This is a genomic window from Thioalkalivibrio sulfidiphilus HL-EbGr7, from assembly GCF_000021985.1.
GTDB lineage: Bacteria > Pseudomonadota > Gammaproteobacteria > Ectothiorhodospirales > Ectothiorhodospiraceae > Thioalkalivibrio_A > Thioalkalivibrio_A sulfidiphilus.
Map to the genome: position 1 here is coordinate 570,499 of NC_011901.1, position 25,637 is coordinate 596,135.

Here is a 25,637-nt window from a genome sequence, read left to right on the forward strand (position 1 = left end):
CTCTCCTATGGGGTGCGCACTGACTAACGTTGGGTTCGTAGTGTTTCGTAGTAATCCAGTTCGCGCAGGAACACGTCCCGGTCCAGGGGCGCGAGGCTGTCGCCCAGCAGACCCTGTCCCGGGGGCGGGGCGGGGTCGCCCGGCTCGGCGCGTTTCCAGGGCACGATGTGCAGCGCCTTGGGCAGTTCCTGGGTGCCGATCACGGCCATGCCCTCCAGATCGCGTTGCTCCTGGCCCACGGCGGTCAGGGGCAGGAGCAGGAGCAGCAGCGCGGCGGCAAGGGTGCGCATCAGGTTCATCGGTTGCCCTCCGGCACGCGGCGTTCCAGGTCGGCGATCCAGAAACTCACCTGTTCATCCTCGCTCCCGGCGAGCGCCTGGTAGCGGCGGTAGTGGTTCAGGGCGCAGGCGGGATCGTGCAGGTACAGGTCGCACAGGATGCCCAGGTTCAGATGACCGTCCGCGTGCTCCGGGTGGGCGGCGATCAGGCGCTGGTAGAGAGCGAGGGACTCCGCGAACCGGCCCTGTTCCCGGTGATGCACCGCCAGCAGATTGAGGGCGGCGGCATGGGACGGCTCCGCGGCCAGGGCGTTCTGCCAGGCCTGCGCCGCCGCGTCCTCATCGCCCAGCCGGTCCCGGGCGATGCCCAGGTTGACGTGCACGCCGGGCAGTTCCGGGTGGGCCTCGGCCAGGGGCCCCAGCAGGGCCGCCGCCTCGGCATGGCGTTCGGCGCGCATCAGTTCCACGGCCCGGGCGAACGGCGCAGCCGCCGGGTCCGCCACGGACTCGGGTGCGCGGGGCGCGCCGGCGCAGCCGACCAGGCTCAGCAGGGCCAGCCCGGCGATCAGCTCAACGCAGCGTCTCGACAAGGGACTCCCTCCTTTCCTGTTTGGCGTATCGCACCGGCAGCAGCAGCGCCAGCTGTTCGAAGCTCTTGCGGATCCACTGGTCGTAGAGGCCCTGACTTGTGCGCGCGGTGTTCACCTCGAACAGTTCGATGGCCTTCTCCTCGAAGGGGAAGGCCTGTTCCTCCAGCAGGATCTCGTATTCCTCCAGGGCCAGCTCGTCGAGCCCGCGGGGACGCTCGGAGGCCATCAGGGCACGGCCGAAGTCGGCGTAGATCTCGGCGGTGTAGAAGGTGGCGGCGGTGGTCACCTCGGCGATGCGGTATTCCCCGGCGCGGCCGAAGGCCTCCAGGGATTGCTCCATCAGCCGGCGCTTGCGTTGCAGGTTGCGGTCCAGGGGTTCCACCAGGCGCACCGCCCGGTAGGCCTCCAGGGTCTCCTCAGCCAGGGCCATGCTGGCGGTGCCGGCCAGGAAGCGGCTGCGCTCGGTGCGCGCGCTGCCTGCCTGGGCATCGGCGCGGATGATGGCCTCGCGCCAGCGCCGCACCTGGTTCGCGTCATTGCTGGCCAGGTGGGCCTCCAGCAGCCGCTGGCGGGCGTCCATGGCCGGGTCCAGGGGGCTGGGGAAGCGTTCCACGTAATCACCCAGCACGGCCACCTCCCGGCCCCGGTCGCCGGCGTCGCGGTACAGGTCAGCCGCCAGCAGCAGGGCCTCGCGCTGCTCGGCCGGATCGTCGCTGGCGGAGGCGATGCGCAGGTATTCCCCGGCTGCCCGGTCGGGTTGACCCGCCGAGCCGTAGGCCATGGCCAGCTTGCGGGTGGCGTCCAGCCGCAACGGGTGCTCCGGATAGCGGGTGCGGAAGCCTTCCAGCACCTGGGCCGCCTGGGTCCAGTCCTCCCGGGCCAGCAGCAGGTCGGCGGCGTCGTACTGGGCGCTGGCGTGGAAGCGGCCCTCGGGGACCCGCAGGAAGTGGACGATGGCCTGGTCCGTCTCGCCCGCGTCCCGGGCCACCTCCGCCTGCCGGAACACGGAGGCGGCCAGCCGGTCGGCCATGTCCGGGCGCCGCTCGGCCTCCAGCACCGGTGAGGCCAGTGCCTGCTGGTAGGCCCGCTCGGCATGGAGGTAATCGCCGTCATCGAAGGCCACGTGGCCGATCACCACCCAGGCGCCGAGTTGCTGAGTCGGCTGGGCGTCGGGGTAGCGTTCCAGCAGGCGCGTGGCGGCCAGGGCCGCCTCCCGGGTGTCGCCCAGGGTGAACAGCCGGTCCATGGCGTGGGCCAGCACGCCCACCGCCTCCGGATGTTCGGAGAAGGCCTCGGTGAAGCGTCCGGCGCTCTGCAGGGAGGCGCGCTCCCAGCGCAGCCGCGCATCACCCCGTTCATCCAGGGTGCGGGCGTGGGCGTCGTAGGCGAGCAGGGCCGCGTAACCGGCCTCTGCTGCCCGCTCGTCAGGGGCGTAGAGGTAGGCGGCCTGTTCGTATTCTCGGGCCGCGTCGGCGAAGCGCTCCGCCTCGAACAGCAGTTCCGCATACAGGAAGTGCATCTCCTGGGTGGCGTCGGTGTCGGGGAAGTTGGCCAGGTAGCGGCGGTACCAGTGCTCGGCGCCGGCAAAGTGCCCGGCATCTGATTTGTCCTCCTGGAATCGGGCATGGTGATGCTGGGCCAGGCGGGTGATGTTCTGGGCCAGGGCGGCCACCACCTCGGGGTGCTCCGCCGGGCTGCGGTCGCTCCAGAACGGGCCGTGCAGGTCGAAGCGTCCGGCGAACTCCTGCTTGGCGGCCAGCACCTCGCTGGAGAAGCCGCCCTGCCGGTAGGTCTCGATGACCCGCAGTTGCATGGCCGGGGCCTCCGCCCGCGTGGGGTGGGCCTGGACGAAGGCGCCGAAGCTGGCGGCGGCGTCCGAGTAGCGTTCCTTCTCCATGTACTCTTCGGCGAGCCTGGCGTAGATCACGTCTTCGTCGTCCCGGTGGCCCCGCTCCCGGAAGTAGGCGGTGACCGCCTCGGGCCCGCCCAGGTAGCTGAAGTTCAGGCTCACGGCGCGCAGGGTGTCCTCGATGCGCTCCCGCTCACCGCCGGCCAGGCGCTCGGGCTCGGTGCGCCCGTCCACGGCCTTGCGGTCCAGCAGCACAAGGAGTACGTCCACGCTGTCCTCGTGGCGCTGCTGCCGGAACAGGGACCAGCCCAGCTTGTAGAGGGCATGCTCGTAGAAGCCGGTGTCGTCCCCCAGGGCCAGGACCGCCTGGTAGGCGTCCCCGGCGGAGGGGTAGTCCCTGTCCACGAACAGGGTCTCGCCGCGGCGGAAGTGGGCCTCCGCCAGCAGCGGGCTTTCGGGGTACTGCTGCGCCAGGCGCGTCAAGGCATCCTGGGACGCCTCGCGCTGCTGTTCGTGCTCGTAGGCCCGCGCCAACTGGTAGAGCACCCGGTCGTTGTGGGGGTGGTCGGGGTACTCGTGCAGACGCTGCTCGTAGAGGGCGATGATGGCGGTCTGGGTGCCGGGCGCCGGTCGGTCGCCCTCGGCGACGCGCCCCTCGCTGTGTTCCTGGCGCAGGTCTGCCAGGCGCCGCATGGCCTCGGCGCGCATTTCGGACGGGGGCGCCTCTTCCAGCACCCGTTCGTAGGTGTCCATGGCGCGCTCGGCGCCGCCCTGCACGGGGCGCTCGGGGGCCGCGGATTCCATGCGCGTCGGCAGGCTGCCCAGGGTGGGCGGTTCGGCGGGCCGGATGCCGCAGGCACCGAACAGCAGGCAGGTGAGGGCGAGGGGCCAGCGCCTCATGGCGAGCGCTCCGGCTGGCCAAGCGTTTCCTGGGCCTCGTAGATCCGCGCCAGGGTGTAGCGGGCCCGCAGGACCCGGTCATCCAGGGTGTGCAGGTGGGCCTGCAGGGCCTCCAGGGCCATGGCCTGCAGGTGCTGCTCGTGGGCGGCCAGCGTGGCGTCGACCCGGGGCTGCAGCCGGGCGATCTGTGCCCGCTGGGCCTCGATGCGCCCGGCAAAGCCCTGAAAACGGGTCAGGGCGTGCTGTTCGGCCTCCTGCAGGCTGCGCCTGCGGCTGGCCAGTTCGGCCAGTTGGGCATCCACGGCCAGCAGGCCCTTGCGCGCCTCCCACAAGCGGGGCGCGAAGTCGGTCTGCACCTCCCAGTGCACCAGCCCCTGGAGCAGGGCCTGGCGCTGGCGCAGTTCGACCACCTCCGGATCATCGTCCGGCAGCCGCGACAGTCGTTCCTCCACGGCCTGCAGGCGCTGGCGGCGGCGCTGTTCCTGGATGCTGGCCAGTGCCCAGGCATCGCCCTCCTGCTCGGCGCGGGCAAAGCGTGCCGCGAGTTCGGCGCGCCGTTCGTTGGGGGTGCGCAGGTCCAGGGTCTCCAGGCGCGCGCGGGTCTCGGGCAGGCGCCGGGCGTACAGGGCCTCCTGGGCCTGGAGCATGTCGTCGAAGCTGTCGATGCTGCCGGCCCAGTGCGCCAGGTTGCGCTGCAGGGCATGCAGGTCCAGATAGTTCTGGAAGACCTCCTGGAATCGGTGTCCGGCGAGCAGGTCCACCAGGTAGCCCTGGGCCGGCAGCGGTGCCCGCCCGGCAGCGCTGCGCAGGTTTTCCCGCAGGATCAGGCCCACCACCATCTCGCCGCGTTCGATCTCCGCCATGGCCTTGCGCAGTTCGGCGCGCCGGGCATCCAGGGTGTTCACGGCGGTCTCGAACCAGGCGGCGGCGCGGGTCTGCTCGCCCAGTTCCAGGTAGGCGTAGGGCACGGCCAGCAGGGCCTCCTGGGCCGCGGGGTCGGTATCGGCGTGGCCCTGCAGACGGGTCCAGGGCACCAGGGCGCGGCGGGGGTCGCCCAGTTCCGTGGACGCCCAGCCGCTCCACAGCAGGGCGCGCCCGGAGTAGGGCCCGTCCAGGCGCACCCGGTCCAGCAGGGCGCGGGCACGGGCGTGCTCGTCCGCCCGCAGCAGCGCCTCGGCGGCCGCCACGTTGGCGCGGTCGCGCAGGGCCAGGGATTCGGCATCCGTCGCCCGGGCGCGTCCCAGGCGGTCCAGCAGGGCGAGCCCAGCCTCCCTGTCGCCGCCCTGGATCAGGGCGACCGCCAGGTTGAAGTCCCCGTAGTCGGCCCGCTCGCGGCTGCCGCGCCAGGGACGCAGGGCGGCGGCGGCGCCGGCGAAGTCATCGCGGGCCATGCGGTTCAGGGCAAGCAGCAGCTGGCGTTCGCCCGCCAGGGCCGGGCCCAGTTCGCCCTCCATGCGCTGCAGGCTGGCCTCGGCCTGTTCGTGCAGGCCTTTCTGGTACTGGATGCGCCCCAGGTGAAACCAGGCCCGGTTGCGTATCGCGGCGGGCACCTCGGGTCCGAGCAGCTGCCTGAAGAGGGTCTCGGCCCTGTCATGCAGGCCGTAGGTGAGCTTGAGGCCGCCGAGCAGCAAGCGGGCCTCGTATTCGTGATGCGGGATCGGCCCGCGGGACTGGACCACCATCAGCCGGGTGATGGCCGCGAAATGCTCCTGCTGGTAGAAGGGATAGAGCACACTGCCGTAGTCCAGGTCCCGGACCCGGGGCGAGGTCTCCCAGACGGCGGCCACGGGCGCGGCCAGGCACAGGGACAGGAGTCCCGTGCAGAGATGGCGGAGTCTGGCGTGTGCGCGGATGCCCATGGATCCCGTGCCTTACTCCCACTCCCGGACCACGAACTCCGGCTGCTGCTTGCGGGTGGAGTCCTCGATGCGCAACTCCACGTACTTGGGGCCGAGCCCCTTGTCGAAGCGCAGAAAGGTGCCGCGCCGGTAGTCCCGCTCGGAAGGCCCCTTGCCGATGAACACCGCCTCCAGCAGGTGCTCGCCGGTCCGGATGTTGCCGAGGTAGAGGCGATGCACGCCGCCGCGGCGCAGGGCGTCCTGTTCGCGCTGGGTGTAGAGGTGGTTGGCCACCACCTCGCCATTGATCTGCAGGCGCACCGAATCCAGGGCGAAGAGCTCGCCCACGTCGGTGGAGATGAACACCACGACCTGGGTGTTGGCGGGGAACAGCAGTTCTTCCTCCAGGATGAACAGCTCGCGATTGAGTTCGATGATCTCCCGCTTCAGGGCCTGGGTGTCCTCGTCGAGGCTTCGCAGTTCCTGGGCCGAGACGCCGGCCTGGAACAGAGCGACGAACGCGACAAGCAGAATGAGCAGGGTTCGGATGGCTGTGGTCATGGAGGCACTCCTGTCCTGTCCGGGCTCAGTACCAGAGGGACAGATTGAAGTTGAGGATGTGCGCGCCGAACGAGTACGGCACGTCCGGATTGCGGAAGGCGTCGCTGTAATCGGCATAGTCGAACTGCACGTAGTCGTAGGAGGCGATGGCCCGGCCGCTGGTGAAGAATGCCCCCGGTCGTTCGAACAGCACGTAACTGGCGCTCACCCCGAGGCTGTTGCTCTTGAAGGTGCTGAGCTCCTTGTCGCGGGCCATGTAGGTGAATTCTTGCTCGAAGTTGTCGCTGTAGAAGGACGCCGCAGACTGGGTGTAGTGGCGGTAGCGCACATCGAGCAGCCAGCGGCGGTCGGCCAGGTAGCGGGAGTACTGAAGCTCCACCGTGTGGGCCGTGAGCGCCCAGGTGTCCCGGTAGTAGCGGTAGCTCAGCTGGGCCGAGGCGCCGGGCTGCAGATACTTCACGCCCTGGATGGCCACGGCATTGGCGGTGCGGGTGCCGGGGTAGAACTCCTCGTCGGCGAACACGCCCAGCACCCGCTTGGCGCGGTAGGGGTTGCCCAGGAAGCCTTCCTCGAGGATGCCCTCGTAGTTGAGGTTGATGAGCAGGGTGGACGTGATCACCTGGGACAGGCCGAGCCAGTAGGTGCGCCGCTCGAGGCCCGCCTCGAAATCCGTGTCCCGATGTCCCACGGTGTCTGAGCCGTGGGCATAGCCCAGGGACACGGTGGTCATGCCGCCGAACACCTCGTGGGACACGCCCAGGCTCAGGGTCTGCCCGTCGTAGTCGTTCTCCTCGCTCTGGGTCCAGGCAAGGCTGATCAGGGAGTCGGCATGGAGGTAATCGATTCCCAGGGTGACCTCGTCGCGCTGCTCGGTATAGGGGCTTGCGGTGGCCAGCACATCGGGTGACGCGCCGCTGATGGTGTCCTGGTAATAGCCGGCCGAGAGGGACACCCGGTCGGCAAAGCCCTTGCGCACCAGCAGCGCCGGGCCGCTGACCTGCACCCCGCCGCCGTCGTAGTGGTGGTAGAGCAGGTCGGACCGGTCGTCGGGCAGCACCTGGGCGGCCGCCGGCGCGCCCAGGACGCAGAGCAGCGCCGCGATAACGCGCAGCAGCACGCCGGGTCGATCAGTTGCAGCCACAGCCGCCCCCCGGTGTGCCGATGGCGCCGCTCGCGCCCTCGCGGACGTCGAAGACATGCCGGCGATGGGCGCTCATCAGTGGGTCACGCTCGGCGTTCATGATCGGGTCCGCCAGGAAGCCCCGCTCGTAGGGCTGGACCCAGGGCTCTATGGAGGCGCAGCCGCCCACCAGGGCCAGCAGGCCCGTCAAAAATCCGGCCCGTATGTAGCGCGGATAGCGTGTCTGTCGTGTCTTCATGTTCACTCCTGCAGCAGTTCGCGGACCTGTTGCTGGTACATCTCGATGTAGCCGTCGCGGTAGCCCAGGTGCACGTGCCGCACCCGGCCGTCCCGGTCGATCAGGTAGGTGCTGGGCATGGCGCGCACCTCGTAAAGACGGCTGATGCGCTTGTCGGTGTCGAACAGGATGGGGTAGCTGACTGAAAGCTGCTGGGCCATGCGCGCCGCCACCCGGGGGTCGTCATCGATGCTCACGCCCAGCACGACGAAACCCAGGCGCTGGTAGCGTTCGTGCAGGGCATTGAGCGGCGGCATTTCCTGCCGGCAGGGCGCGCACCAGGTGGCCCAGAAATTGAGCAGCACCACCTGCCCGCGGAAATCGCTCAGGCGCAGGTTCTCGCCGCTGGCACTCTTGAGGGTGAAATCCGGTGCCATCGGTGAACTGGCCGCGGCCGGCGACATGATGAACAGGGCGCCGAGCAGGCACAGGGCCAGCAGACGCAGACGGCGGGTGAGGGGGTGTTGCATGGCTTGCTCCTTCACCATGGGTGGGGCCTAGAAATAGACGCCAAGGCCCAGGCTCAGCTCGGGGTTGTGGGTGAGTTTGCTCTGGCCCAGCAGGTCGCTGTCGAACATGTGATTGCGCAGATCCATCCTGAGGCTCAGCCAGTCCCTGGGCAGTACGCGCAGGCCGAGGCCGACGCTGTAGGTGAATTCATCCTCGTCAACGATGCGGATGTTGCCGGCGCCGATCATCAGGAAGATGGCGCTGGTGTAGGCCCGGCCCCGGCCGACGAAGACCTCGCCGGGGAAGATGTTGTAGGCCAGGGACAGGTTGTAATAGGCGACGTCCTCGGTCTCGCTCTCGAACAGGGGGATGCCCAGGCGCCGATAGCTGCTGTCCTGGATGTTGGAGAGGCCGAAGCTGGCCTCCAGGAAGAAGTTCTCCGACAGGTGGTAGGCCGCACGCAGGCCGTAGACCGGCTGGGTGCCGAAGTCCTCGATGCTGAGCAGGCCGACGAAGGCATTGATCTCGAAGTTCTCCGTGTCGATGCGCGGGATCACCACTTCGGGGCGCTCCAGGGCGGGCTCGATCACCGGCTCCTGGCGCTCGCGGGGCTCGGGGACCTGGGCGTACGCCGGAACGGTTGCCACGAGCGACGTCAGCATGAGTGACGCCAGCATTGCCATCGACCCTTTCATGGATTCATGTCTCCTCGTACCTGTCAAAAGAAAAACCCGAAGCCTGCGCTGAATTCATCGTATTCCCGGTTGCTCTCGTCGCCGGCCAGCACCACGTGCCGGCGCCAGTCGACGCGGGCCACGAAGTGTCTGCTCAGGAAGCTGCGCAGCCCGATCCCGGCCAGGGCGCTGTTGCCGCTGAATTCTTCTCCGGCCACCAGGGTCGGCTGGGGCACGTTGTCGAAGTAGCCGGCGCCGATGGTGAAGGTGGGCGAGATGCGCCAGTCAGGGAAGGGGTTCGACACCAGGTTGAGATTGAAAACGGTGGAGCTGGAGAAGGTGCCGGGCACGTGGGTGATGCCCGCCTCGGCCGTCAGGTATTCGCCGAGCCGGTAGCCGGCGCGCAGGCCCACCGAGGCCTCCTTGTCAAAGAGTCCCGCGACGAAGGCGATCTCGAAGCGCCGGGCCAGGTAGTCCTCCAGCAGCACCTGGCCGAAGCCCATGGACACGCCGGCATCGGTCAGGGTGCGCTCCATCTGCGCCCGGTCGACCCAGCCCTCCACGCCGCTTTCACCGCGCACCTTGAACCACTCGGTGCGGCGCATGAGGATCAGGGCCTTATCCCCCGACTCCAGCACGTGAAACACGGGATAGCCGCGTCCCGGGCCGGTGTGAAGCTCCAGGAACGGTTCCACCACCTGGACACGCACCGGCTCGGCCAGGAGCGTGCCGGGCAGCCAGAGCAGCAGGCCGAGCAGTGCGCTGACGGTCCAGGCCGACACGTGGGGTGGCAGCCGCATGGTTCAGAATCCGCAGCTGCTGATGTCTACGGGAGTGCAGACGCCGCAGGCCTCGCTGTTGCTGTCGTCCACCCGCAGACTGATCCAGTTGCGGATGGCGATGTAGCAGGCGTCGTTGCGATCCGGGAAGATGTTGCCGCCGCCGTGGGTGCCGGTAATGCCGAAACTGCCCTGCAGGGGTTCGAGCAGGAGCTTGCTGTTATCCGGGTCCGTGAGGTTGGCGAAGCTGCGCGCGGCGAAATAGTTGGCCAGCATGCGCTCGTCGCCGGGCGCCAGGTTCGGGAAGATCTTGAAGCCCCCGCCGGAGCCCGCGCCCACGTCATGGCAACTGCTGGCTGAACAGCTCACGCCGCTGATCTGGCCATGGAAGATGGGGTCGACACACGTCTGATAATCGGCAAAACACAGGGCCTGGCCTGTGTTTTCCGGTACCGAGACTTCCACCTCCTGGCAGCCGGCGGCGCCGAGGACCAGCGCCGCCGTGATGCTTACCCGAAAAAGACTTCGCACACAGAACCTCTCATGGACAGTCGTTGGCCGCGCGGGCGTCGTTGATCCAGTTCCAGATGACCAGGTATTCAGCATCAAGGCTGGAGAGAACCGGTTCATCCTGATTCACGCCCACGCCCGGATGCAGTGCCTCGACGGGATCGGAGCTGGGCCGGTACAGCAGGCTGCTGAGCTCGGGCTGGCAGACGTTGTTGACCATGCCCACGGTGATGTTGAAGTCACCCGTCGGGTTGCCGGTCAGCACGTAGCGGCTGGTGCGGAAGTCGTCGTTGGTGACGCTCAGGTCGGGCACGTAGCCGGTGTTGCCGAAGGCCTGATGACAGCTGGCGCAGCTGCTCATGAGCACCTGGTGGACCGGGTCGAAGTCGTCCTCGGAAAGACCATTCACCCGGCCCAGCATGTTATCCAGGGTGCGTGCCTGACCGCCCCAAGGGTCGTTGTAGTACTGGGCGCCGATGTCGATCCACTCGGCCAGCAGGCGCAGCTCGGAGGCGTTGAGCATGCCGCTGTGGTCCTGGGTGGCCTCCTCGGAGCCCACCCGGTCCCGGTAGGCGGAGCGCAGGGGCTGCTCGAACAGGCGCTCGATCAAGTGGCTGGTGCGGGAGCTGTTGGCGGCCCCGCCCACCTGCACCAGGGGCGGCTCGCGCACGATCACCACCCGGTCGTTGCGGATCTCCACCCGGGGCAGGCCGGTGACTTCATCCACCACCGGGGGGCCGATCATCAGGGCGTCGTAGGAGGCCAGTCGGCCGCTGCCGCCCAGGGTATTGGAGAGATCAAGACCAGCGGCTCCCTCGGTGCCCGTGTGACAAGTGACGCAGGTGTCACTGCCGCGATTCCGTGTCCAGAGTGGCTGGATGTGGTCGGGGTAGTTGATGATGCCGTTGACGGGCGCGGGAATGTCCGGAGCCAGCCCCGCGTAATCGATTGTCCTTGATGGCGCGGCCGTAACTTCTGGGATCGTCTCGTCGCTCCACACATCCTCGTAGACCAGGTCCTGCATCAGGCTCAGGACGCTCGTTTCGATACGGGTGCGGGTCTCGGCCATGGATTCCCGGGCATGACCCTGCCACAGGGGGACACTGTTAGGCCACGGGCCAGCTTCGGCGAGGCCCTCGTTCAGCGGGCCCTCGGCGCGGCGCGGGGAATGGCAGCCGTTGCAGGTGCGGGTCTCGCCGGGGCGCACCTGGATCCAGTTGGTGTGGCTCTGCAGGGCGCGGCCCTCGGCGTCGGTGACGGCGATGCCCAGGGGCATGTCGGCGGGCACCTCGATGCGGAAGGAACCGTCCGGCTCCACCTGGGCATAGCCCAGGATCTCCTGCATCTCGAAGTCGGACTCGCCGATCATGTCCATGGAGATGCGTGGCGGCGTGGGCACGGCCCGGGTCACCCGGATGAAGCGCGCCGGGCGCTCATCGGCCGTGGTCAGGGCAGGGTCACGCAGGGTCGCCAAGTCCGGGCGGCCATCAACGCGGGGGATGGACTCCCCCTCCACCAGCACGCTGTTGCCCATGATGTCCAGGAAGTCGGTGTCATAGACGCTCTTCACGCTCAGAACGCCCATGCCGGTGCCGCCGAAACCGTTGGCGCGGTTGGCAAGTTCGCCGTCCAGGTTCTTGTCCGGCACGACGTTGGGCAAGGTCCGGGGCAGGATGGCGATGGGATCGGTGAGGATCTTGCCGGCTGGTGGCGGGACGAGAGGACGCAGGCTCTGGCGATTCATGTCCAGCATGTAGATGCCGTAGCGGGGCGGTCCTTCAACCTCCTCCAGCTCACCGGTCAGGGCATTGACCTCGGTGGTCGGCTGGAAGGGGGTGAAGGACACCAGGGCTCGGTGGGTGCCGTCCCACAGGGGGTAGGGCGTGGTGTAGCGGCCATGCTCCGAGACGTCCATGCCCAGGGGGACCTGGAAGGGGGTGGCCTGGTACTGGCCCTGTCCTCCAGCGGGCACACCTGGGGCGGGATGATTGTTCTCGGAATAGTTGGCGATGTCGATGATCACCAGGGCGCCGCCCTCGCTGGTGCCCTGCAGGGGCATCAGGGAGGACATGACCCGACCGTCCGGCATTTCCCGGGGATGCAGGAAGCTGTTGCCCGGACTGAAGGCCCCGTAGTGCACGAACATGTTGGTGCCGTCCGGGTTGGTGAAGAAGATGGGGAAGTGGTTGCGGTTGGCCACGTGGTCCCAGCGGGAGTACATGATCTCGCCGCTCATGAGCACCGTGGGGTTGCGGTCGTGGCTCTGGTTGAAGGAGATCTGGCGGAGGTTCTGCCCGTTCTGATCCATGACGTGCAGGGCGATGACGGCCTCCCGTTCATACTCGTCCCGGTAGGCGTAGGGTTCGATCTCCTCCGCCTGCATCAGGGCCCGGGTCTTCTCCTGGCGGTCGGAGGAGAACACGATGCGCCCGTCCGGCAGGTAGTGGGGGTCCACGTCGTTGCCGAGATTCGCCGTCTCGTCGTCGGGAATGATCCGGCGCAGGGCGTCGGTCTGGATGTCGTATTCCCAGATGTTCCAGCTCTCGCCGGTGTGGCGTCGCATGGCGAACAGCAGACGCGTACCGTCGTAGGAGACCTCCGGGTCGGAGACGTCGCCCTGTCCCTGGGTCTCGCGCTGGGTGATGTTGATGCGTCGTGCGCTGGCGGAGGCCTTCTCCATAATGAAGAGGTCGCCGCCGGGGCTGAACATGATGCCGTCGGTGGGGTTGCCCGCCGTGGAGACGTTGCGCTGCACATAGGCCACCGGGAAATCGCCCTCGATGACGACGCCATCGTCGTTGACGATGCAGCCGCTCAACAGCGCGACCAGTGCCATGGGTACACCAAGTGCCAGAATCCGTTTCATTGCCCTACCCCCTCATTCCCTGCCAGTCCCGGCCATCGGGGCCCGGGCACGTTTCGATGTCTCAGGGCTGTTGCATGTCCAGCCCGGATGAAAACCACAACCGACCCTCGTCGTCGACGATCACGGCCTCCACGTCCGGGAGCCGGTTGATCAGTTCGAGCCCGTCCGTCGCGCCCAGCACGAACACCCCGGTGGACAGGGCGTCCGTGAGGGTGGCGTCAGGGCCGATGACACTCACGCTGCGTACCCCGCGGGCTGAGGTGCCGGTGCCCGGGTCGATGATGTGGTGGTAGCGGTGACCGTCTTCCTCGAAATAGCGCTCGTAGTCGCCGGAGGTGGAGATGGCTTCGTCCACCAGGGGCAGTTGCGCCACCATGCGGTCACGGTCGCGCGGGTCGCGTATGCCGACGACCCAGGGGCGGCCGCGCCGGTCGCCCAGCAGACGGGTGTCACCGCCTGCGCCGACCTGTCCGTGCTCGATGCCATGTTTGCGCAGGATGGCGGCGCCGCGTTCCACCGCATAACCCTTTGCGATGCCGCCCAGGTCGATGCGCACACCCTCGCGCCGGTAGGCGATGGTGCCCTGCTCCCGGTCGAGGATCACGTGGCGGAAGTCGATGCCGGGCAGGAGTGCTTCCCGGGTCCGGTCGTCGGGGCGGATGCCCTGGCGGTAGTCGTAGCGATAGCCGACGCTGGCGTAGGTGACGTCGAAGGCGCCGCCGCTCAGTTCCGAGAACTCCAGGGCGCGGGAGATGAGCGAGAACAGCTCCTCGCTGGCGCGTACGGGGTGATGCGCGGCCTGGGCATTGAGGCGGGAGAGTTCGCTGTCAGCCTTGTAGGTGCTCATCAGGGCATCGATGCGATGCATGTCCCGGATGACCGCGTCGATCCCGGCGCGGGCCACGGCGGCATCCTTGTGCCAGGCCTGCACCAGTACCGTGGTGCCCATGATCTGGGCGTCCTGTCGGTGCCAGTCGGCGAGGGCGATGGGGGCGACCAGCAGGGCAATACAGGCAAGCGACCCGGCAAGGCCGGCCGCGAAGGCCTGTCGATGTGAGATCCCCCGGTGTCCCATTGCGCCCTTGGTGTCCCTGGCGTGGCCGTTGCGCCTGGCCATGCCCGATCCTGACCGCCGCTTGCCGGTGGCCAGGGTGTGCCCTGATGGTTATTTGTTGTAGGGATCTTGGCGGAACAGCAGGCCGCCATCCGTGATTCGGTTCACGGGCTTGGGTGGCGTGTGTCGGCCCAATGCTGCCGTTCAGCCGCTGGTAGGGCGAAACGGACCGCCTGTCGGAATCCCGTCCGAGCGGTGGATTGTACACACTCATCGGCGGCGGGGGCAGAGAGCTCCCCGGGACGGGTGTGGTTCAGGGCATAATAGGCGGCTGTGTTGAAACCATCCGGGAGACAAGCCCCCATGAAACGCTACGGTATCCGCGTCACCCTGCCCGAAGGCGATCCCATGCGTGCGCCCCACCTGCTGGGCGATGGCTGGGAGCAGTTCCGCTGGTACGACTCCGCCCAGGCCCGGGACCGGGCCTACGAGGACATGCAGCGCCAGCTGCCCAACTACCGCAAGGGTGATGTGATCAGCCAGGTGCTTGAGAAGGTCGAAGGCTGAATTGAGAAGGACGAAGTGCACGAAGGCCGGGAAGATTCCCGGCCTTTGTCGTCTGGGTGTGTCGTTGTGGGGCCGGGCGGGATCATGGATCATGGAATCAGAGGCCTGAGGTACCGAGGTTTGCATGAGGCTCATTGATCAACTGGTGGAGGCGCGGGTGGCGGAGGCCGCGGCCCGGGGCGAGTTCGACGCCCTGTGTGCCCGCGCCGAGGGGCGCTGATGTCCCCGGTGCTGCTGGTCCACGGCGGTGCGGGCCGCTATCCCGAAGCCGATGACCGGGCCGGGGCCCTGGAGGGCTGCGAGGCGGCGGCCCGCGAGGGCTGGGCAGTGCTCAGGGCCGGCGGCAGCGCCCTGGATGCGGTCCAGGCTGCCGTCATGGCCCTGGAGGACGATCCCCGTTTCAATGCCGGCTCCGGCTCGGTGCTCAATGCCGAGGGACGGGTGGAGATGGACGCGGCCATCATGGATGGCTCCACGGTGCGTGCCGGGGCGGTGGCGGCGGTGACCACGCTGCGCAATCCCGTGGCCGCCGCCCGGCGGGTGCTGGAGGAGGGTCGCACGGTGCTGCGGGTGGGCCCCGCCGCCGAGGCCTTCGCCCGGGCACAGGGCCTGGAAGCCGTCGAGCCCGCCGCCCTGATCACGCCCCGCCAGCAGGCCCGCTGGCAGGCGGCCCACGAGACCGTGGGCTGCGTGGCCCTGGACGCCCAGGGGCGTCTCGCGGCGGCCACCTCCACCGGCGGTCTGTTCGACAAGCCGCCGGGCAGGGTGGGGGATTCGGCCCTGATCGGCTGCGGCACCTACGCCGACGAGCGCGGCGCGGTCTCCTGCACCGGTCAGGGGGAGGCCATCATCCGCGCAGCGCTCGCCATGCGGGTGCTGTCCGGGCTCGGGGCCGATGCCGATCCCCAGGCCGTGGCCCGCCAGGCACTCCTGTGGCTCGCCCAGCGCACCGGCGCCGAGGCGGGCCTGATCCTTTTGGACCACCAGGGCCGCAGCGCCGTGGTCCACAACGCCCCCTACATGGCCTTCTGCCGCATCGAGGGCGAGGGGCGGATGAGTCGCGGTCTGTGAGCGCCAAGGGTCAGGGTGCCCATCGGGGTCGGGGCGCGACCCGCAGTCCCGCCGCCCGGTACGAGTCCACTCGCAGCGAGCCGGTGGACGACGGCTGGCACCAGGAGGAGGCCCTCCCGCCCTTGCGCACCCGGGTGACCGAGGAACGCCCCCGGCGGGTGATCTCCCGCAACGACTCCCCGGACGTGCCCTTCGAGCTGTCCATCAATCCCTACCGGGGTTGTGAGCATGGCTGCGTCTACTGCTTCGCTCGCCCCAGTCACGCCTACATGGGCCTTTCCCCGGGCCTGGATTTCGAGACCGAGCTGTTCGCCAAGACCGGCGCGGCCGAACGGTTGCGAGAGGAACTGGCCCGGCCCGGTCACGTGCCGAGCCCCATCGCGCTCGGCATCAACACCGATGCCTACCAGCCGGTGGAGCGGCGCCTGCGCATCACCCGGGATCTGCTGGAAGTGCTTGCCGAGGCCCGTCACCCGGTGACCATCGTCACCAAGTCGGCGCTGATCGAACGGGACCTGGACCTGCTCGCCCCCATGGCCCGGGCGGGGCTGGCCCAGGTGGCGGTGTCCATCACCACCCTGGACCGGGAACTGGCCCGGCGCCTGGAGCCCCGGGCGGCGGCGCCCCAGCGGCGCCTGGAGACCATGCGTCATCTCAGCGAAGCGGGGGTGCCCGTCACTCTGCTGATGGCGCCACTCATTCCGGTGCTCACGGACGGGGAGGTGGAGGGCCTGCTGGCGGCGGCCGCCGAAGCCGGCGCGGTGGCGGCGGGCTACGTGCTGCTGCGACTGCCCCTGGAGGTGGCGGACCTGTTCGAGGACTGGCTGCGCACCCACGTGCCGCTCAAGGCCAAGCACGTGCTGTCACGCATCAGGGACACCCGTGGCGGTCAGCTCTACGACGCCCGCTTCGGCCGGCGCATGGTGGGCGAGGGCGCCTACGCGGAACTGCTGCGCCAGCGCTTCCGGTTGGCGCGCCGCCGCGCGGGGCTTGCAGGCCGGATGCCGGAACTGGATCTGTCCCAGTTCGTGCCGCCCCGTGTGCCCACGAAGGATGGGCAGCTGGATCTGTTCTGAGTGTCCGAAAGACCTGTTTGCCACAGAGGACACAGAGACTGCCGCGGCTTGGATACTTTGGCTGCTCCGCGCTTTTTTACTCTGTGACCTCTGTGACCTCTGTGACCTCTGTGGCCTCTGTGGCTCAAGCACCGGTTCTGAACACCTGCGCGAGGCCCAGGTTGGCCTGCTGGCAGAAGTGCATGAAGCTGGTGAAGGTGTCGGCGTCGAGCGGCCGGCCGCTGGGCTGGCGGTCGGCGTAGATGAGGCCCACGGGGCGTCCCGGCAGGGTGAGCGCCATCACCAGGCAGCCGCCGGCCTCGATCACCGGACCCAGCACCGCGCCCGGAATGCCCAGGCTGCGGGCCTCGTCCAGGTCCCGCAGCCAGTGGGCCCGGGGGGAGCCGAGCACCTTGCTCGGCAGGGCGCCGGGACTGGCGCCCGTGTCCAGGTCGAAGGCGGCCTTGAGGGGTTCCGTGTCCGGTCCCAGGCAATACCGGGTCTGCAGTCGCTTGCGGTCCGCCCCCAGCAGGGCCAGCACCACCCGGTCCAGGCCCACACCCCGGTGCAGGCCCTCCAGCACCATGTTGAAGATCAGGTTCACGTCCGGTTGGCCTTCCAGGGTGCTGGCCAGCTCGCGCAGGATGCGCAGTTCCAGGGCCGGGTCGGGTTCGGGCCAGGGGGCGGGGGCGGCCTCGGTCTGTTCCGGACCCTGGTCCCGGACCGCAGCCCCGGGCCGGGGGATCAGCCTCGCCAGGTCCGGGGCGCCGTAATCGGCGGCGATCTCGGCGGCCAGGCGGGCGTTCTCGTGGGCCCGCTCGGTCATCTCCTCCGGGCTCACGCCCGCTTCCTCGGCCATGCGCTTGAGCAGGCGCAGGGTCTCCGGGTCGTCCCAGCCCTGTTCGGTGGCCTCGGCCAGGGCGATGCCGCGCTTGACGTGGTGCACCCGGTTATCCCCCGCGCCCTCCAGGGCATCGCCAAGCAGGGGCGAGAGGCGCCATTCCCGGTTCAGGTTGGCGGTGAGCCGGCTCAGGCGAAAGCCCAGCACCTTCATCTCCGTGCGCGCCTGTGGCCCGTGGTCGGCCTGCAGGGCCTCGTCCAGGCGCTGTGCCGTTTCACCGCCGAAGCACCAGAAGGCCATGCGCCCCAGGTGATAGAGCAGCGCCGCCACGTAGACCTCCTCGGGGTCCCGCACCCGGCAGGCCTGGGCGAAGCTGCGCGCCTGCACGGCGGCGTGGAAGGCCCGGGCCATGTCCTGCATGACCCGCTCACGGGGCGGGTTCATGAGGGTGTTGATGATCGCCACCGAGACGCTCAGGGCACGCACGGTGTTCAGCCCCAGTACCACCACGGCGCGGCTGACCGTGCTCACCGGGTGTCCGGCGGGGTTGAAGAAGTTGCTGTTGGCCAGGCGCAGGACCCGGGCGGTGAGGGCGGAGTCCTGCAGGATGATGCGCGAGATCTCGGCGGCGGAACTGTCATCCCGCTCCGAGGCCTGGGCGATTTGTTGTACCGTAAGGGCCAGGACCGGCATGTCCTGATCCCGTAAACGGCGGGTCCATTCCTGCAGGTCATGCATGGTGCGAGATTCCGTCCCTGGGGTGATGATGTTTCGTTGCAAATGGGTTTTGCATGACACGAATTATACGTGAGGCCTCCCGGCAGGCGGCCCGTCGTTCGTCGCCCGCCCGCTACAGCCTGGTGATCTTCCTGGTCCTCTGGTTCGCCGGCTGCGGCACCACCACGGTGATCGCGCCGTCGTCGCCGGCAGAGCCGGTGCCGGTGTTCCTGCTGGACCATGGGCGCACCAGCAGCCTGGTGCTGCCTGCCCCCGACGGCACCATGACCCGCTATGCCTACGGGGATTGGCGCTACTACGCGGAGCGGGAGACGGGTCTGGGGCATGCCATCGCCGCCGTGCTCTGGCCCACCGGGTCTGCCCTGGGCCGGCGCCACCTGGCGGGCCCGGCCACGGAGGCGTCTGTGCGTGCCCAGGTGCGGGTGCCCATCCAGGCGATCCACGGCCTGTCCGTGGAGGCGGCCCGGGTGGCGGCCCTGCGCGGACGGCTGGATGACTATTTCGAGTCGGCGGAAGTACGCGAAACCCCGGAGGTGGAGCTGAGCTTCGTGCCCTATCCCCACCAGTACACGTTGCGACATAACTCAAACGCCATCATTGCCGACTGGCTGGTGGAACTGGGTGCGGGGGTCAATCGCCGACCGATCTGGTCGGGATGGCGGGTTGAGAGCAGGTAGAAGTGGCTAGTGGCGAGTGGCAAGGACCCCTTTCTCCCTCCCCCTCATGGGGGAGGGCCGGGGTGAGGGTGGTTTTCCTTGCCACTAGCCACTTGAGACTTGCCACTGTTCACCAGGCGCTCGGTCCCTCACGTCGCTGAGTCCGCCGCAAGGCTCATTCTCTCCATGAGGTAACAAAGACAATCCTGCCTCACCACCCGCTCGTCCAGGGTGAGCATGGAGGGCATCACCGGGCGGCGCAGGATCAGGCGGTCCTGGTGGATGCCGAAGTAGGTCGCGGTGACCTCCTCGCCGGTCTCGCTACGCGCCTCCACCCCGATGCCGCCGCCGGGGCGCACGTTGCCCAGGGCGGTGCCGGCGGGCAGTTCCCGGAAGTTCATGTGGTCGATGTCCGGGTCGAAGCACAGGTCCGCATCGCCGCGGCTGAAGGCGAAGCTCACCGTCTCGGGGACCTTGACCACCGCCACGGTATGGAACAGGTCCAGGTCGTGCTGCGCCACCGGGTGTGCGGGGATCTCCGAGAGCTGCAGGCAGGCGGTGATGTATTCCCGGGCGTGTTCCACGCCTCTTGCATCGCCGGCCTTGCTGCATTCCAGGGTCACGGCGGGACACAGCTCGGCGAAGGCCATGGACTGCACGCCCCGGGGGCGCACGAAGTAGACCACGGTGCGTCCGAACAGGGTGGCCAGTTGCAGGAAAGGGGTGTCCAGGCGATTGATGCAGGCGTAGTGGGGGTTGAGGCCGGTGTTGTTGTGCACGTCCACGCTGGCGAAGGGGCGCAGTTCACGCATGCGCTCGGTGACCGCCGCCATGAGCCGGTGCTCCGGGCTGTCGTCGCCCTCGCCGCCGGGCCAGACCCGATTGTAGTCCGGCTGGCCGTCCAGGCGCCGCAGGCCGTGGCGGGCGGCGGCCACGTTGCCCACGAACAGGGACAGGCTCCGGTGCAGGCCGCCGGTAGGCGGGTCCCGCAGCAGGGCCTGCACCGCCTCCAGGCCGGCCGGTTCGTTGCCGTGCAGCAGCACGGAGACGAACAGGGGCTCGGGGCGCCGGCCTGGCAGGTGGATCAGGGTCGGGCCGCCCAGCAGGGCCTCCAGGTCCGAGGGCCGGGCATCGAGGAATCCCTCGGGCAGGTGGTCCAGTTCCTTCAGCATGGGGTCTCCCCGGTGGCTGTCTGTGGCACCGGCCAGAGATGCACCGGGGTGTCGGTGCACTGCAGGGCCAGGTAGGCGTGCACCAGGGCGTGGAAGTCCGGGCCATGGGTGGCCACGAAGCGCCGCGCCCAGGTGGCGCCATTCTGGCCGCTGTCCACCCGGGCGCGGACGATGTCCAGGTAGCGGTCGCTGTCGTCGGCGTCCAGGCCCAGGCGTTCGAGGCCCCGCTGGGCCATGGGCAGCAGTTCCTCCAGGATCAGGGTGCGTACCGGACGGCTGCGTCCGGCGGGCCATTCCACGTGGGCATCGAGCCCGAAGCGGGCCGCCTGGTAGAAGTTGTCCCGGGCCTTGGAGAAGCCCATCAGACCCTCCGCGCCGCCGGGGGTGGTCACCAGTTCCTCCACCAGGCCGTAGAAGAAGGCGGCGCTCGCCACGCTGTCGGCCAGGGTCGGGCCCGCCGGCACCACCCGGTGCTCGATACGGATGTGCGGGCGGCCCTGGTCGTCGAAGCCGATCAGGGGCCGGTTCCAGCGCCAGATGGTGCCGTTGTGCAGGCGCAGGTGGCTGAACCGGGACGGGGGCTCGTCGAAGTGGATGGGCAGCAGCACGGGGAAGTGCGCCAGGTTCTCCTCGAAGCACTCCAGGATGGACTCCCGGGCGAAGCCGGAACCGAAGCTCACCCGGCGCAGGGGGCCACGGGACGCGCCCTCGAAGCCGCCCACCTCCACCGCCTGTTCGAACACCGGGATGCGGGTCTCGTCCCAGAGGTCCTTGCCGAACAGGTAGGGGGCGTTGGCGGACAGGGCCACCATGGGCGCGCTGGCCAGGATCGAGGCGTTGTAGACCTTGTGGGCCACGGCGATGGGGGTCTGCAGGTGGATCTGAAAGGAGGTGGTGGCCGCCTCCAGCATCACGTCGTGATGTTCGTGGTGCAGGTGTTCACGGCCCACGATGTCCAGTTTCAGCGGACGACCCTGGCGGGAACGCACCACCTGGTCGTTCAGTGCCCGGTAGCGGTTCATGTCCGACATGTTGGCCAGGCACAGGTGCTCCGGGCGCAGGGTGGGCAGGATGCCGGTGAGCACCAGCTCGGCATCGCAGGCCCGGGCGGTCAGCCTGGCCTTCGCCCAGGTCTCGCCCATCTCCCGGTGCAGGTCCGAGAGCACGCTGCCGGTCAGTGACCGGGCGCTGGTGTTGAGCTCCACGTTGAAGCGGGCCAGTTCCGGGCTCGCCAGGGGGTGCTTGAAGCGTTCCAGGAAGGCCTGGTTCACCGGGGCGGGTTCGTCGTGCCCGTCCACCAGCCAGGCCTCGATCTCGAAGCCGGCCACCGGGTGGCCGTCATCGAAGCGTCCGGCGGCCTCCAGGTCCCGGGCCAGGCGGGTCTCCTCGGCCAGGCGCTGGTGAAAAAGGGCGAAGTCCTGATCGCTGAAACGGGTGTTCTGGATTTCCTGGCCCAAGCCTGCCTCGATGGGCCCGTGGCCCGGTGGTCTGTATCGTCTCAGTCGTCGTCTTGTTCGTCGTCATCGTCCAGGGGCTCGTCATACTGGGCCTCCAGCATGTCGCCCCAGAGTGCCTCGTGGTGTTCCAGGAACACCAGCAGACGGTGGCGGAAGTCCAGCAGTTCCTGCTCGAAGGCCTGAAAGTCGTCACCGCCCTCCAGGCCCCGGGTGCCCTGTTCCACCTGGTTGAGGGCATCGCGCAGGTTGAGACACGCACCCATGGCGCCCTTGACCCGCTCCCGGGGGTGGGGGATCCAGGCCCGGTCGCTGACCACGGAGCGCAGGTTCTCGCCCAGTTCCAGGAAGCGCTTGCGCAGCCGGGGCATGGCGCCCAGCTTGCTGCTGCGCAGGTCGCTCCACACCAGGGCCTCCATGAGCCGGGCCCAGCCTGCGCGCAGGGCGCTGACCTGCTCCGGGTCGAAGGCGAAGGCGCGTTGCATCTGTTCGGGTTCAAAGGCCATGGGAGGGTCGGGTTCCGTTTTGTGAGGCAGTACGAAAAAAACCTGGAATAAGGCTTCAGGCTGTGGCGTCCTAAGTTACAGCAACGATCCACAGGAACATCCATGGCCGTCATCAACTGGCTGCTGCAAAGGCGACTGAAGAACCGCATCGCGGATCTCAGGCCGCAATTATATCGGACCGCCTATGCCTGGTGTCATGACCCGGCGCGGGCCGATGACCTGGTGCACGAGGCGCTGGTCAAGGCCATCTCCCGTCTGCGCAGCCTGCAGGACGAGGACGCGCTCAAACCCTGGCTGTTCCGCATCATGACCAATTGCCACCGGGACTGGCTGCGCCGGCAGAAGGACACGGTGGACGTGTACGAGGCGGAGCTGCCCTGCGAGGACTGCCCGGAGATGAACGCCGAACGTGCCGCCACGGTGAAGAGCGTGCGCGAGGCGGTGCGCGGCCTGAGCGACGACCAGCGCAAGGTGCTCACCCTGGTGGACCTGGAAGGCTTCTCCTATGGCGAGGTGGCCGGGATCCTCGAACTGCCCATCGGCACGGTCATGAGCCGCCTGAGCCGGGCCCGCCAGCAGCTCAAGCGCGAGCTGCTGCGCAACGAACGCAAGGCCGGCGCCGCAACCAGTCTCAAGCTCGTAAGGAACCAGCATGAAAACGGATAAGCCCAGCGAAGAGATCCTCAACGCCTTCGTGGACGGCGAATTCTGCCCCGAGGAGCGCCTGGCCACCCTCAAGCAGATCTCCGCGGATGAGCAGCTGAGCCGGGAGATCTGCGATCTGTGCCAGCTCAAGGAGATGGTGAACCTGGCCTACGAGCGGGTGCCCCCGCCGCCCCAGCGCCACGCCCGGGGGCGCAGCGCACGGGGTGGATTGCTCGGTCCTGCCGCCGCCGCGGTGGTGATGATGCTCTCGGTGGCCGGCATCACCGGCGTGGGGTTGAGCCTCCAGGAGCCCGCGCCGCAGACCGTGCGTGTCAGCGCGGCCGACCTCAGCCAGCCCCTACACGGCACAGTACGCGAGGCCAGCCGCATCCTGCTGCACGTGAACACGGCGGACGTGGAACGCATCTCCAACATGCTCGACGAGGTGGAACTGCTCATGGCTGCCGCCGAGCAGCAGGGTGTGGCCCTGCAGATCCAGGTGGTGACCCATGGCGAGGGTCTGGCCCTGCTGCGCGAGGACGTCTCGCCCTTTCCGCAGCGGGTGAGCATGCTCGCACAGCGCTATCCCGCTGCATTGAGTTTCACCGCCTGCCTCAACACCATCGAGCGTCTGAGGCGGGAAGAGAACATCCACGTGCGCCTGCTGCCCGCGGCGCAGGTAATCAATTCTGGCGTGGCGGAGGTGATCCGTCGCCAGTCCCAGGGCTGGGCCTATATCCAGGTCTGACCCCGGGAATCAGCAAGGCAGTAGCCCCTGTAAGCATCAACCATAACCATTAGATCGAGTGAAGGAGTGGAGCAGTCATGAAAAAGATTCTTGTATCCCTGATGGCCCTGGCCGCCCTGATGATGGTCCTGCCCGGCACCGCCCTGGCCGTGGATTACGGCAAGCAGAAGGTGGTCTACCACATCAACGGCGGTGATCCCCAGCAGAACCAGCTGGCCATGCGCAACATCCAGAACCACATCAACGCCGTGGGCGCCGACAACATGGAGATCAAGGTGGTTATGCACGGTGCCGGCCTGAACCTGCTGATCAACGCCAAGGAAAATGCCGACCTGCGCGCCGGCGTGGACAACCTGAAGATGCAGAACGTGGAGTTCCAGATCTGCAACAACACCATCGTCGGCCGCAAGCTGGACCTGGCCAATGACCTGTACGACGCCAAGCCCGCCGACGTGATCCCCAGCGGCGTGGCCCACCTGTCCTACCTGCAGGCCCAGGGTTACACCTACATCAAGCCCTGATGGCGAATCGCGGATTCCTCCTGTAACAGGATTGAGCCCGGGCATGTCCCGGGCTTTTTTTGTGCGAGAGGGGGCGGGCGAGAGGCGTAAGGCGTAAGGCGTAGCGTCTATGCCTTCACGCCTTACTCTTCTCCAGCAACGAGCCAGGCATCGAGCTGCGCGAGTCTTTCCGGTGTGCCCACGTCCAGCCAGCGGCCGTGATGGTGTTCGCCGCTCACGCGGTCCTCTGCCATGGCGGCGCGCAGCAGGGGCGCCAGGGGAAAGCGTCCCTCGGCATGGTCTGCGAACAGTTCAGGCCGGTACCAGCCGATGCCGCTGAAGGTGAGTCTGTCTGCCCCCTCGCTGTGCACCCGTCCATGCGCCAGTGCGAAGTCGCCGTTCGGGTGATGTCCCGGGTTGTCCACCAGCACCAGGTGGGCGAGGTCGTGCTCGGCCAGGGGCGGAGGTGTCAGGGGATGATCGCACCAGACATCGCCGTTGATCACCAGGAAGGTCTTATCGCCCAGCAGCGGCAGTGCGCGGCGAATGCCGCCGCCGGTCTCCAGGGCCTCGCCTTCCGGCGAGTAGCGGATGCGCAGCCCGAAGCGTGCGCCGTCACCCAGGTGCGTCTGGATCTGCTCGCCCAGGTGCGCCAGGTTGATGACGATGTCCTGGTAGCCCGCCTGCGCCAGGCGCAGCAGGTGGTGCTCGATGAGCGTCCGGCCACCCGCCATGAGCAGGGGCTTGGGGGTGTGATCGGTGAGCGGGCGCATGCGTTCGCCGCGGCCTGCGGCCAGGATCATGGCGCGCATGTCTCAGCCTCGCAGTTCGCGCCGTTGTGCGGCAGGCAGGTATTGCTCGAACCAGGCGCGCACCGGCGCCAGGGCCGGCTGCGCCAGCTCCTCTTCCAGCAGGCGCCAGAGGCGGGGCAGGTGGCGGAGGTAGACGGGCTTGGCATCACGGCGCCAGAGACGGGTGAAGATGCCGATGATCTTGGTAGTGCGCTGGGCGCCCAGCACCCAGTACGCGGATTCAAACTCTGCGCGATCCAGCTCAGGGTGGGCCGACAGATAGCGATCGAGCATCCGGCAGGCCAGCTCGGCGGGCACATCGCGGCGCGCATCGCGCAGCAGGGAGACCAGGTCGTAGGCCGGCGATCCCAGCAGGGCATCCTGGAAATCCAGCAGGCCGCAGGCGGCGACGCCTTCGCGGCCCTTCAGGACCATCAGGTTGTCCACGTGGAAGTCGCGCAGCACCAGCACCGGCAACAGGGTCCGGGTGGCTGCGGGTAGCACCACGCGCCAGGCGTCTTCGAAGGCGCGACTGACATCCTCGGGGCAGGCGGTGCCGAACACCTCGGGCCAGTACCACTCGATCAGGAGGCGTGTCTCGCGCAGCAGTTCCTCTTCGCCGTACACCGGTGGCGGTTCCAGGGTGTGATCGGCCCACCAGCGGGTGTGCAGGGCCGCCAGGGTATCCGTGGCGAGGGAGTAGAGGGCGGCTTCGTCGTCGCCGGCGGACAGTGCCCGGGTGAAGGTGCGATCCCCCAGGTCCTCCAGCAGCAGGAAGCCGGCACCGGTGTCGGCGCCGAGCACTCGGGGCACGCTCAGGCCCAGCTGCTCGAGACAGCCGGCGATGTGCACGAAGGCGGCGGGGTGCTCCCGTTCCGGCGGCGCGTCCATGACGATCCAGCTGTGCCTGCCGTCGCCCACGCGGAAGTAGCGACGGAAGCTCGCATCGGCGGACAGGGGCCGGGTTGCTCGCACGCCGGGACCGAGCACGCCGGAGAGCCAGGCGTTGAGGGCGTCGCGTCGCGGATCCGTGTCCGTGGTGTCGGTCATGGGGTGTGTGAGGGCCTGGGAAGAGACGGGTGATCCGAAATTGTGCAGCATTCCCGTGCCGCTGTCGCCTGTGTGT

General features: G+C 68.4%; 26 protein-coding genes. 7 read left to right on the forward strand and 19 right to left on the reverse strand.

What is annotated here, in order from left to right; translation table 11 throughout:
* Positions 1-23: 23 nt before the first annotated feature.
* From TGR7_RS02685 to TGR7_RS02745, 13 genes are all read right to left on the reverse strand, one after another.
* Positions 24-299 (reverse strand): hypothetical protein, encoded by a 276-nt coding sequence (locus TGR7_RS02685; protein WP_012637125.1) that lies wholly within the window; start codon positions 297-299, stop codon positions 24-26.
* Positions 296-868, reverse strand: a complete 573-nt coding sequence (locus tag TGR7_RS02690; protein WP_012637126.1) for a tetratricopeptide repeat protein — start codon at positions 866-868, stop codon at positions 296-298. Before TGR7_RS02690 ends, TGR7_RS02685 begins: the two co-directional genes overlap by 4 nt.
* The gene (locus TGR7_RS02695; protein WP_012637127.1) at positions 849-3,617 is read right to left on the reverse strand and encodes a tetratricopeptide repeat protein; all 2,769 of its coding nucleotides are present in this window, start codon (positions 3,615-3,617) and stop codon (positions 849-851) included. The genes TGR7_RS02690 and TGR7_RS02695 overlap by 20 nt, the downstream gene beginning before the upstream one ends.
* Positions 3,614-5,476, reverse strand: a complete 1,863-nt coding sequence (locus TGR7_RS02700; protein ID WP_012637128.1) for a tetratricopeptide repeat protein — start codon at positions 5,474-5,476, stop codon at positions 3,614-3,616. The genes TGR7_RS02695 and TGR7_RS02700 overlap by 4 nt, the downstream gene beginning before the upstream one ends.
* A gap of 12 nt (positions 5,477-5,488) precedes the next feature.
* Entirely contained in the window at positions 5,489-6,016 is a 528-nt protein-coding gene (locus TGR7_RS02705; RefSeq protein WP_012637129.1) for a hypothetical protein, read from the reverse strand.
* Positions 6,017-6,041: 25 nt separating this feature from the next.
* Positions 6,042-7,157: a DUF3570 domain-containing protein gene (locus TGR7_RS02710; RefSeq protein ID WP_187148412.1), complete on the reverse strand. Its 1,116-nt coding sequence runs from the start codon at positions 7,155-7,157 to the stop codon at positions 6,042-6,044.
* Positions 7,144-7,395 carry a DUF4266 domain-containing protein gene (locus TGR7_RS02715; protein ID WP_012637131.1) on the reverse strand — a complete coding sequence of 84 codons (252 nt, stop codon included), beginning with the start codon at positions 7,393-7,395 and terminating at the stop codon, positions 7,144-7,146. Before TGR7_RS02715 ends, TGR7_RS02710 begins: the two co-directional genes overlap by 14 nt.
* 2 nt (positions 7,396-7,397) lie before the next feature.
* Positions 7,398-7,904, reverse strand: a complete 507-nt coding sequence (locus TGR7_RS02720) for a peroxiredoxin family protein (RefSeq protein ID WP_012637132.1) — start codon at positions 7,902-7,904, stop codon at positions 7,398-7,400.
* A 27-nt stretch (positions 7,905-7,931) separates the two neighbouring features.
* Positions 7,932-8,546, reverse strand: coding sequence for an outer membrane beta-barrel domain-containing protein (locus TGR7_RS02725; protein WP_187148413.1), 615 nt, complete (start codon positions 8,544-8,546; stop codon positions 7,932-7,934).
* Between the two features lie 56 nt (positions 8,547-8,602).
* The gene (locus tag TGR7_RS02730; protein ID WP_012637134.1) at positions 8,603-9,358 is read right to left on the reverse strand and encodes an SH3 domain-containing protein; all 756 of its coding nucleotides are present in this window, start codon (positions 9,356-9,358) and stop codon (positions 8,603-8,605) included.
* A gap of 3 nt (positions 9,359-9,361) precedes the next feature.
* Entirely contained in the window at positions 9,362-9,868 is a 507-nt protein-coding gene (locus TGR7_RS02735) for a hypothetical protein (RefSeq protein WP_012637135.1), read from the reverse strand.
* Positions 9,869-9,878: 10 nt separating this feature from the next.
* Entirely contained in the window at positions 9,879-12,683 is a 2,805-nt protein-coding gene (locus TGR7_RS02740; RefSeq protein ID WP_049764605.1) for an HzsA-related protein, read from the reverse strand.
* Between the two features lie 91 nt (positions 12,684-12,774).
* A complete protein-coding gene (locus tag TGR7_RS02745; protein ID WP_012637137.1) occupies positions 12,775-13,830 on the reverse strand; it encodes an FAD:protein FMN transferase in 1,056 nt (351 codons plus the stop codon).
* 300 nt (positions 13,831-14,130) lie between these two features.
* Between TGR7_RS02745 and TGR7_RS02750 the strand changes: the two genes are divergently transcribed.
* The 3 genes from TGR7_RS02750 (at position 14,131) to TGR7_RS02760 (ending at position 16,481) form a co-directional block, all read left to right on the forward strand.
* Positions 14,131-14,334, forward strand: a complete 204-nt coding sequence (locus TGR7_RS02750) for a hypothetical protein (protein WP_012637138.1) — start codon at positions 14,131-14,133, stop codon at positions 14,332-14,334.
* Positions 14,335-14,553: 219 nt separating this feature from the next.
* The gene (locus TGR7_RS02755) at positions 14,554-15,405 is read left to right on the forward strand and encodes an isoaspartyl peptidase/L-asparaginase family protein (RefSeq protein WP_012637140.1); all 852 of its coding nucleotides are present in this window, start codon (positions 14,554-14,556) and stop codon (positions 15,403-15,405) included.
* Positions 15,402-16,481, forward strand: a complete 1,080-nt coding sequence (locus TGR7_RS02760; RefSeq protein ID WP_012637141.1) for a PA0069 family radical SAM protein — start codon at positions 15,402-15,404, stop codon at positions 16,479-16,481. Before TGR7_RS02755 ends, TGR7_RS02760 begins: the two co-directional genes overlap by 4 nt.
* Before the next feature lie 124 nt (positions 16,482-16,605).
* On the opposite strand, the gene TGR7_RS02765 is transcribed toward TGR7_RS02760, so the two are convergent.
* Complete coding sequence (locus TGR7_RS02765; RefSeq protein ID WP_012637142.1) at positions 16,606-18,039, reverse strand: HDOD domain-containing protein; 1,434 nt, start codon at positions 18,037-18,039, stop codon at positions 16,606-16,608.
* A gap of 53 nt (positions 18,040-18,092) precedes the next feature.
* On the opposite strand from TGR7_RS02765, the gene TGR7_RS02770 reads away from it, so the two are divergent.
* Complete coding sequence (locus tag TGR7_RS02770) at positions 18,093-18,716, forward strand: hypothetical protein (protein ID WP_012637143.1); 624 nt, start codon at positions 18,093-18,095, stop codon at positions 18,714-18,716.
* Between the two features lie 128 nt (positions 18,717-18,844).
* Here TGR7_RS02770 and TGR7_RS02775 read toward each other — a convergent pair whose 3' ends face one another.
* The 3 genes from TGR7_RS02775 to TGR7_RS02785 are packed head-to-tail and all read right to left on the reverse strand — an operon-like array spanning position 18,845 to position 21,827.
* Positions 18,845-19,867: a M14 family metallopeptidase gene (locus tag TGR7_RS02775; RefSeq protein ID WP_012637144.1), complete on the reverse strand. Its 1,023-nt coding sequence runs from the start codon at positions 19,865-19,867 to the stop codon at positions 18,845-18,847.
* A complete protein-coding gene (locus TGR7_RS02780; protein WP_012637145.1) occupies positions 19,861-21,324 on the reverse strand; it encodes a glutamate-cysteine ligase family protein in 1,464 nt (487 codons plus the stop codon). Before TGR7_RS02780 ends, TGR7_RS02775 begins: the two co-directional genes overlap by 7 nt.
* Positions 21,325-21,365: 41 nt before the next feature.
* Positions 21,366-21,827, reverse strand: coding sequence for a hypothetical protein (locus tag TGR7_RS02785; protein ID WP_012637146.1), 462 nt, complete (start codon positions 21,825-21,827; stop codon positions 21,366-21,368).
* A gap of 102 nt (positions 21,828-21,929) precedes the next feature.
* Between TGR7_RS02785 and TGR7_RS02790 the strand changes: the two genes are divergently transcribed.
* From TGR7_RS02790 to TGR7_RS02800, 3 genes are all read left to right on the forward strand, one after another.
* The gene (locus tag TGR7_RS02790) at positions 21,930-22,493 is read left to right on the forward strand and encodes an RNA polymerase sigma factor (protein ID WP_012637147.1); all 564 of its coding nucleotides are present in this window, start codon (positions 21,930-21,932) and stop codon (positions 22,491-22,493) included.
* Positions 22,480-23,220: a hypothetical protein gene (locus TGR7_RS02795; RefSeq protein WP_012637148.1), complete on the forward strand. Its 741-nt coding sequence runs from the start codon at positions 22,480-22,482 to the stop codon at positions 23,218-23,220. Before TGR7_RS02790 ends, TGR7_RS02795 begins: the two co-directional genes overlap by 14 nt.
* A 77-nt stretch (positions 23,221-23,297) precedes the next feature.
* Positions 23,298-23,741: a DsrE family protein gene (locus TGR7_RS02800; RefSeq protein ID WP_012637149.1), complete on the forward strand. Its 444-nt coding sequence runs from the start codon at positions 23,298-23,300 to the stop codon at positions 23,739-23,741.
* Between the two features lie 122 nt (positions 23,742-23,863).
* On the opposite strand, the gene murU is transcribed toward TGR7_RS02800, so the two are convergent.
* Together murU and TGR7_RS02810 are read right to left on the reverse strand one after the other, a co-directional pair.
* Positions 23,864-24,532 (reverse strand): N-acetylmuramate alpha-1-phosphate uridylyltransferase MurU, encoded by a 669-nt coding sequence (gene murU, locus TGR7_RS02805; protein ID WP_012637150.1) that lies wholly within the window; start codon positions 24,530-24,532, stop codon positions 23,864-23,866.
* Positions 24,533-24,535: 3 nt separating this feature from the next.
* Positions 24,536-25,561, reverse strand: coding sequence for an aminoglycoside phosphotransferase family protein (locus tag TGR7_RS02810; RefSeq protein WP_245523020.1), 1,026 nt, complete (start codon positions 25,559-25,561; stop codon positions 24,536-24,538).
* Positions 25,562-25,637 lie beyond the last annotated feature (76 nt).

Coding starts and splice junctions, on each gene's coding strand:
- TGR7_RS02700 (WP_012637128.1), bottom strand. CDS start 5,476: ATGGGCATCCGCGCACACGCCAGACTCCGCCATCTCTGCACGGGACTC.
- murU (WP_012637150.1), bottom strand. CDS start 24,532: ATGCGCGCCATGATCCTGGCCGCAGGCCGCGGCGAACGCATGCGCCCG.
- TGR7_RS02785 (WP_012637146.1), bottom strand. CDS start 21,827: ATGGCCTTTGAACCCGAACAGATGCAACGCGCCTTCGCCTTCGACCCG.
- TGR7_RS02750 (WP_012637138.1), top strand. CDS start 14,131: ATGAAACGCTACGGTATCCGCGTCACCCTGCCCGAAGGCGATCCCATG.
- TGR7_RS02775 (WP_012637144.1), bottom strand. CDS start 19,867: ATGCTGAAGGAACTGGACCACCTGCCCGAGGGATTCCTCGATGCCCGG.
- TGR7_RS02755 (WP_012637140.1), top strand. CDS start 14,554: ATGTCCCCGGTGCTGCTGGTCCACGGCGGTGCGGGCCGCTATCCCGAA.
- TGR7_RS02745 (WP_012637137.1), bottom strand. CDS start 13,830: ATGGCCAGGCGCAACGGCCACGCCAGGGACACCAAGGGCGCAATGGGA.
- TGR7_RS02725 (WP_187148413.1), bottom strand. CDS start 8,546: ATGCTGACGTCGCTCGTGGCAACCGTTCCGGCGTACGCCCAGGTCCCC.
- TGR7_RS02730 (WP_012637134.1), bottom strand. CDS start 9,358: ATGCGGCTGCCACCCCACGTGTCGGCCTGGACCGTCAGCGCACTGCTC.
- TGR7_RS02800 (WP_012637149.1), top strand. CDS start 23,298: ATGAAAAAGATTCTTGTATCCCTGATGGCCCTGGCCGCCCTGATGATG.
- TGR7_RS02810 (WP_245523020.1), bottom strand. CDS start 25,561: ATGACCGACACCACGGACACGGATCCGCGACGCGACGCCCTCAACGCC.
- TGR7_RS02790 (WP_012637147.1), top strand. CDS start 21,930: ATGGCCGTCATCAACTGGCTGCTGCAAAGGCGACTGAAGAACCGCATC.
- TGR7_RS02715 (WP_012637131.1), bottom strand. CDS start 7,395: ATGAAGACACGACAGACACGCTATCCGCGCTACATACGGGCCGGATTT.
- TGR7_RS02765 (WP_012637142.1), bottom strand. CDS start 18,039: ATGCATGACCTGCAGGAATGGACCCGCCGTTTACGGGATCAGGACATG.
- TGR7_RS02795 (WP_012637148.1), top strand. CDS start 22,480: ATGAAAACGGATAAGCCCAGCGAAGAGATCCTCAACGCCTTCGTGGAC.
- TGR7_RS02695 (WP_012637127.1), bottom strand. CDS start 3,617: ATGAGGCGCTGGCCCCTCGCCCTCACCTGCCTGCTGTTCGGTGCCTGC.
- TGR7_RS02705 (WP_012637129.1), bottom strand. CDS start 6,016: ATGACCACAGCCATCCGAACCCTGCTCATTCTGCTTGTCGCGTTCGTC.
- TGR7_RS02740 (WP_049764605.1), bottom strand. CDS start 12,683: ATGGCACTGGTCGCGCTGTTGAGCGGCTGCATCGTCAACGACGATGGC.
- TGR7_RS02770 (WP_012637143.1), top strand. CDS start 18,093: ATGACACGAATTATACGTGAGGCCTCCCGGCAGGCGGCCCGTCGTTCG.
- TGR7_RS02685 (WP_012637125.1), bottom strand. CDS start 299: ATGAACCTGATGCGCACCCTTGCCGCCGCGCTGCTGCTCCTGCTCCTG.
- TGR7_RS02720 (WP_012637132.1), bottom strand. CDS start 7,904: ATGCAACACCCCCTCACCCGCCGTCTGCGTCTGCTGGCCCTGTGCCTG.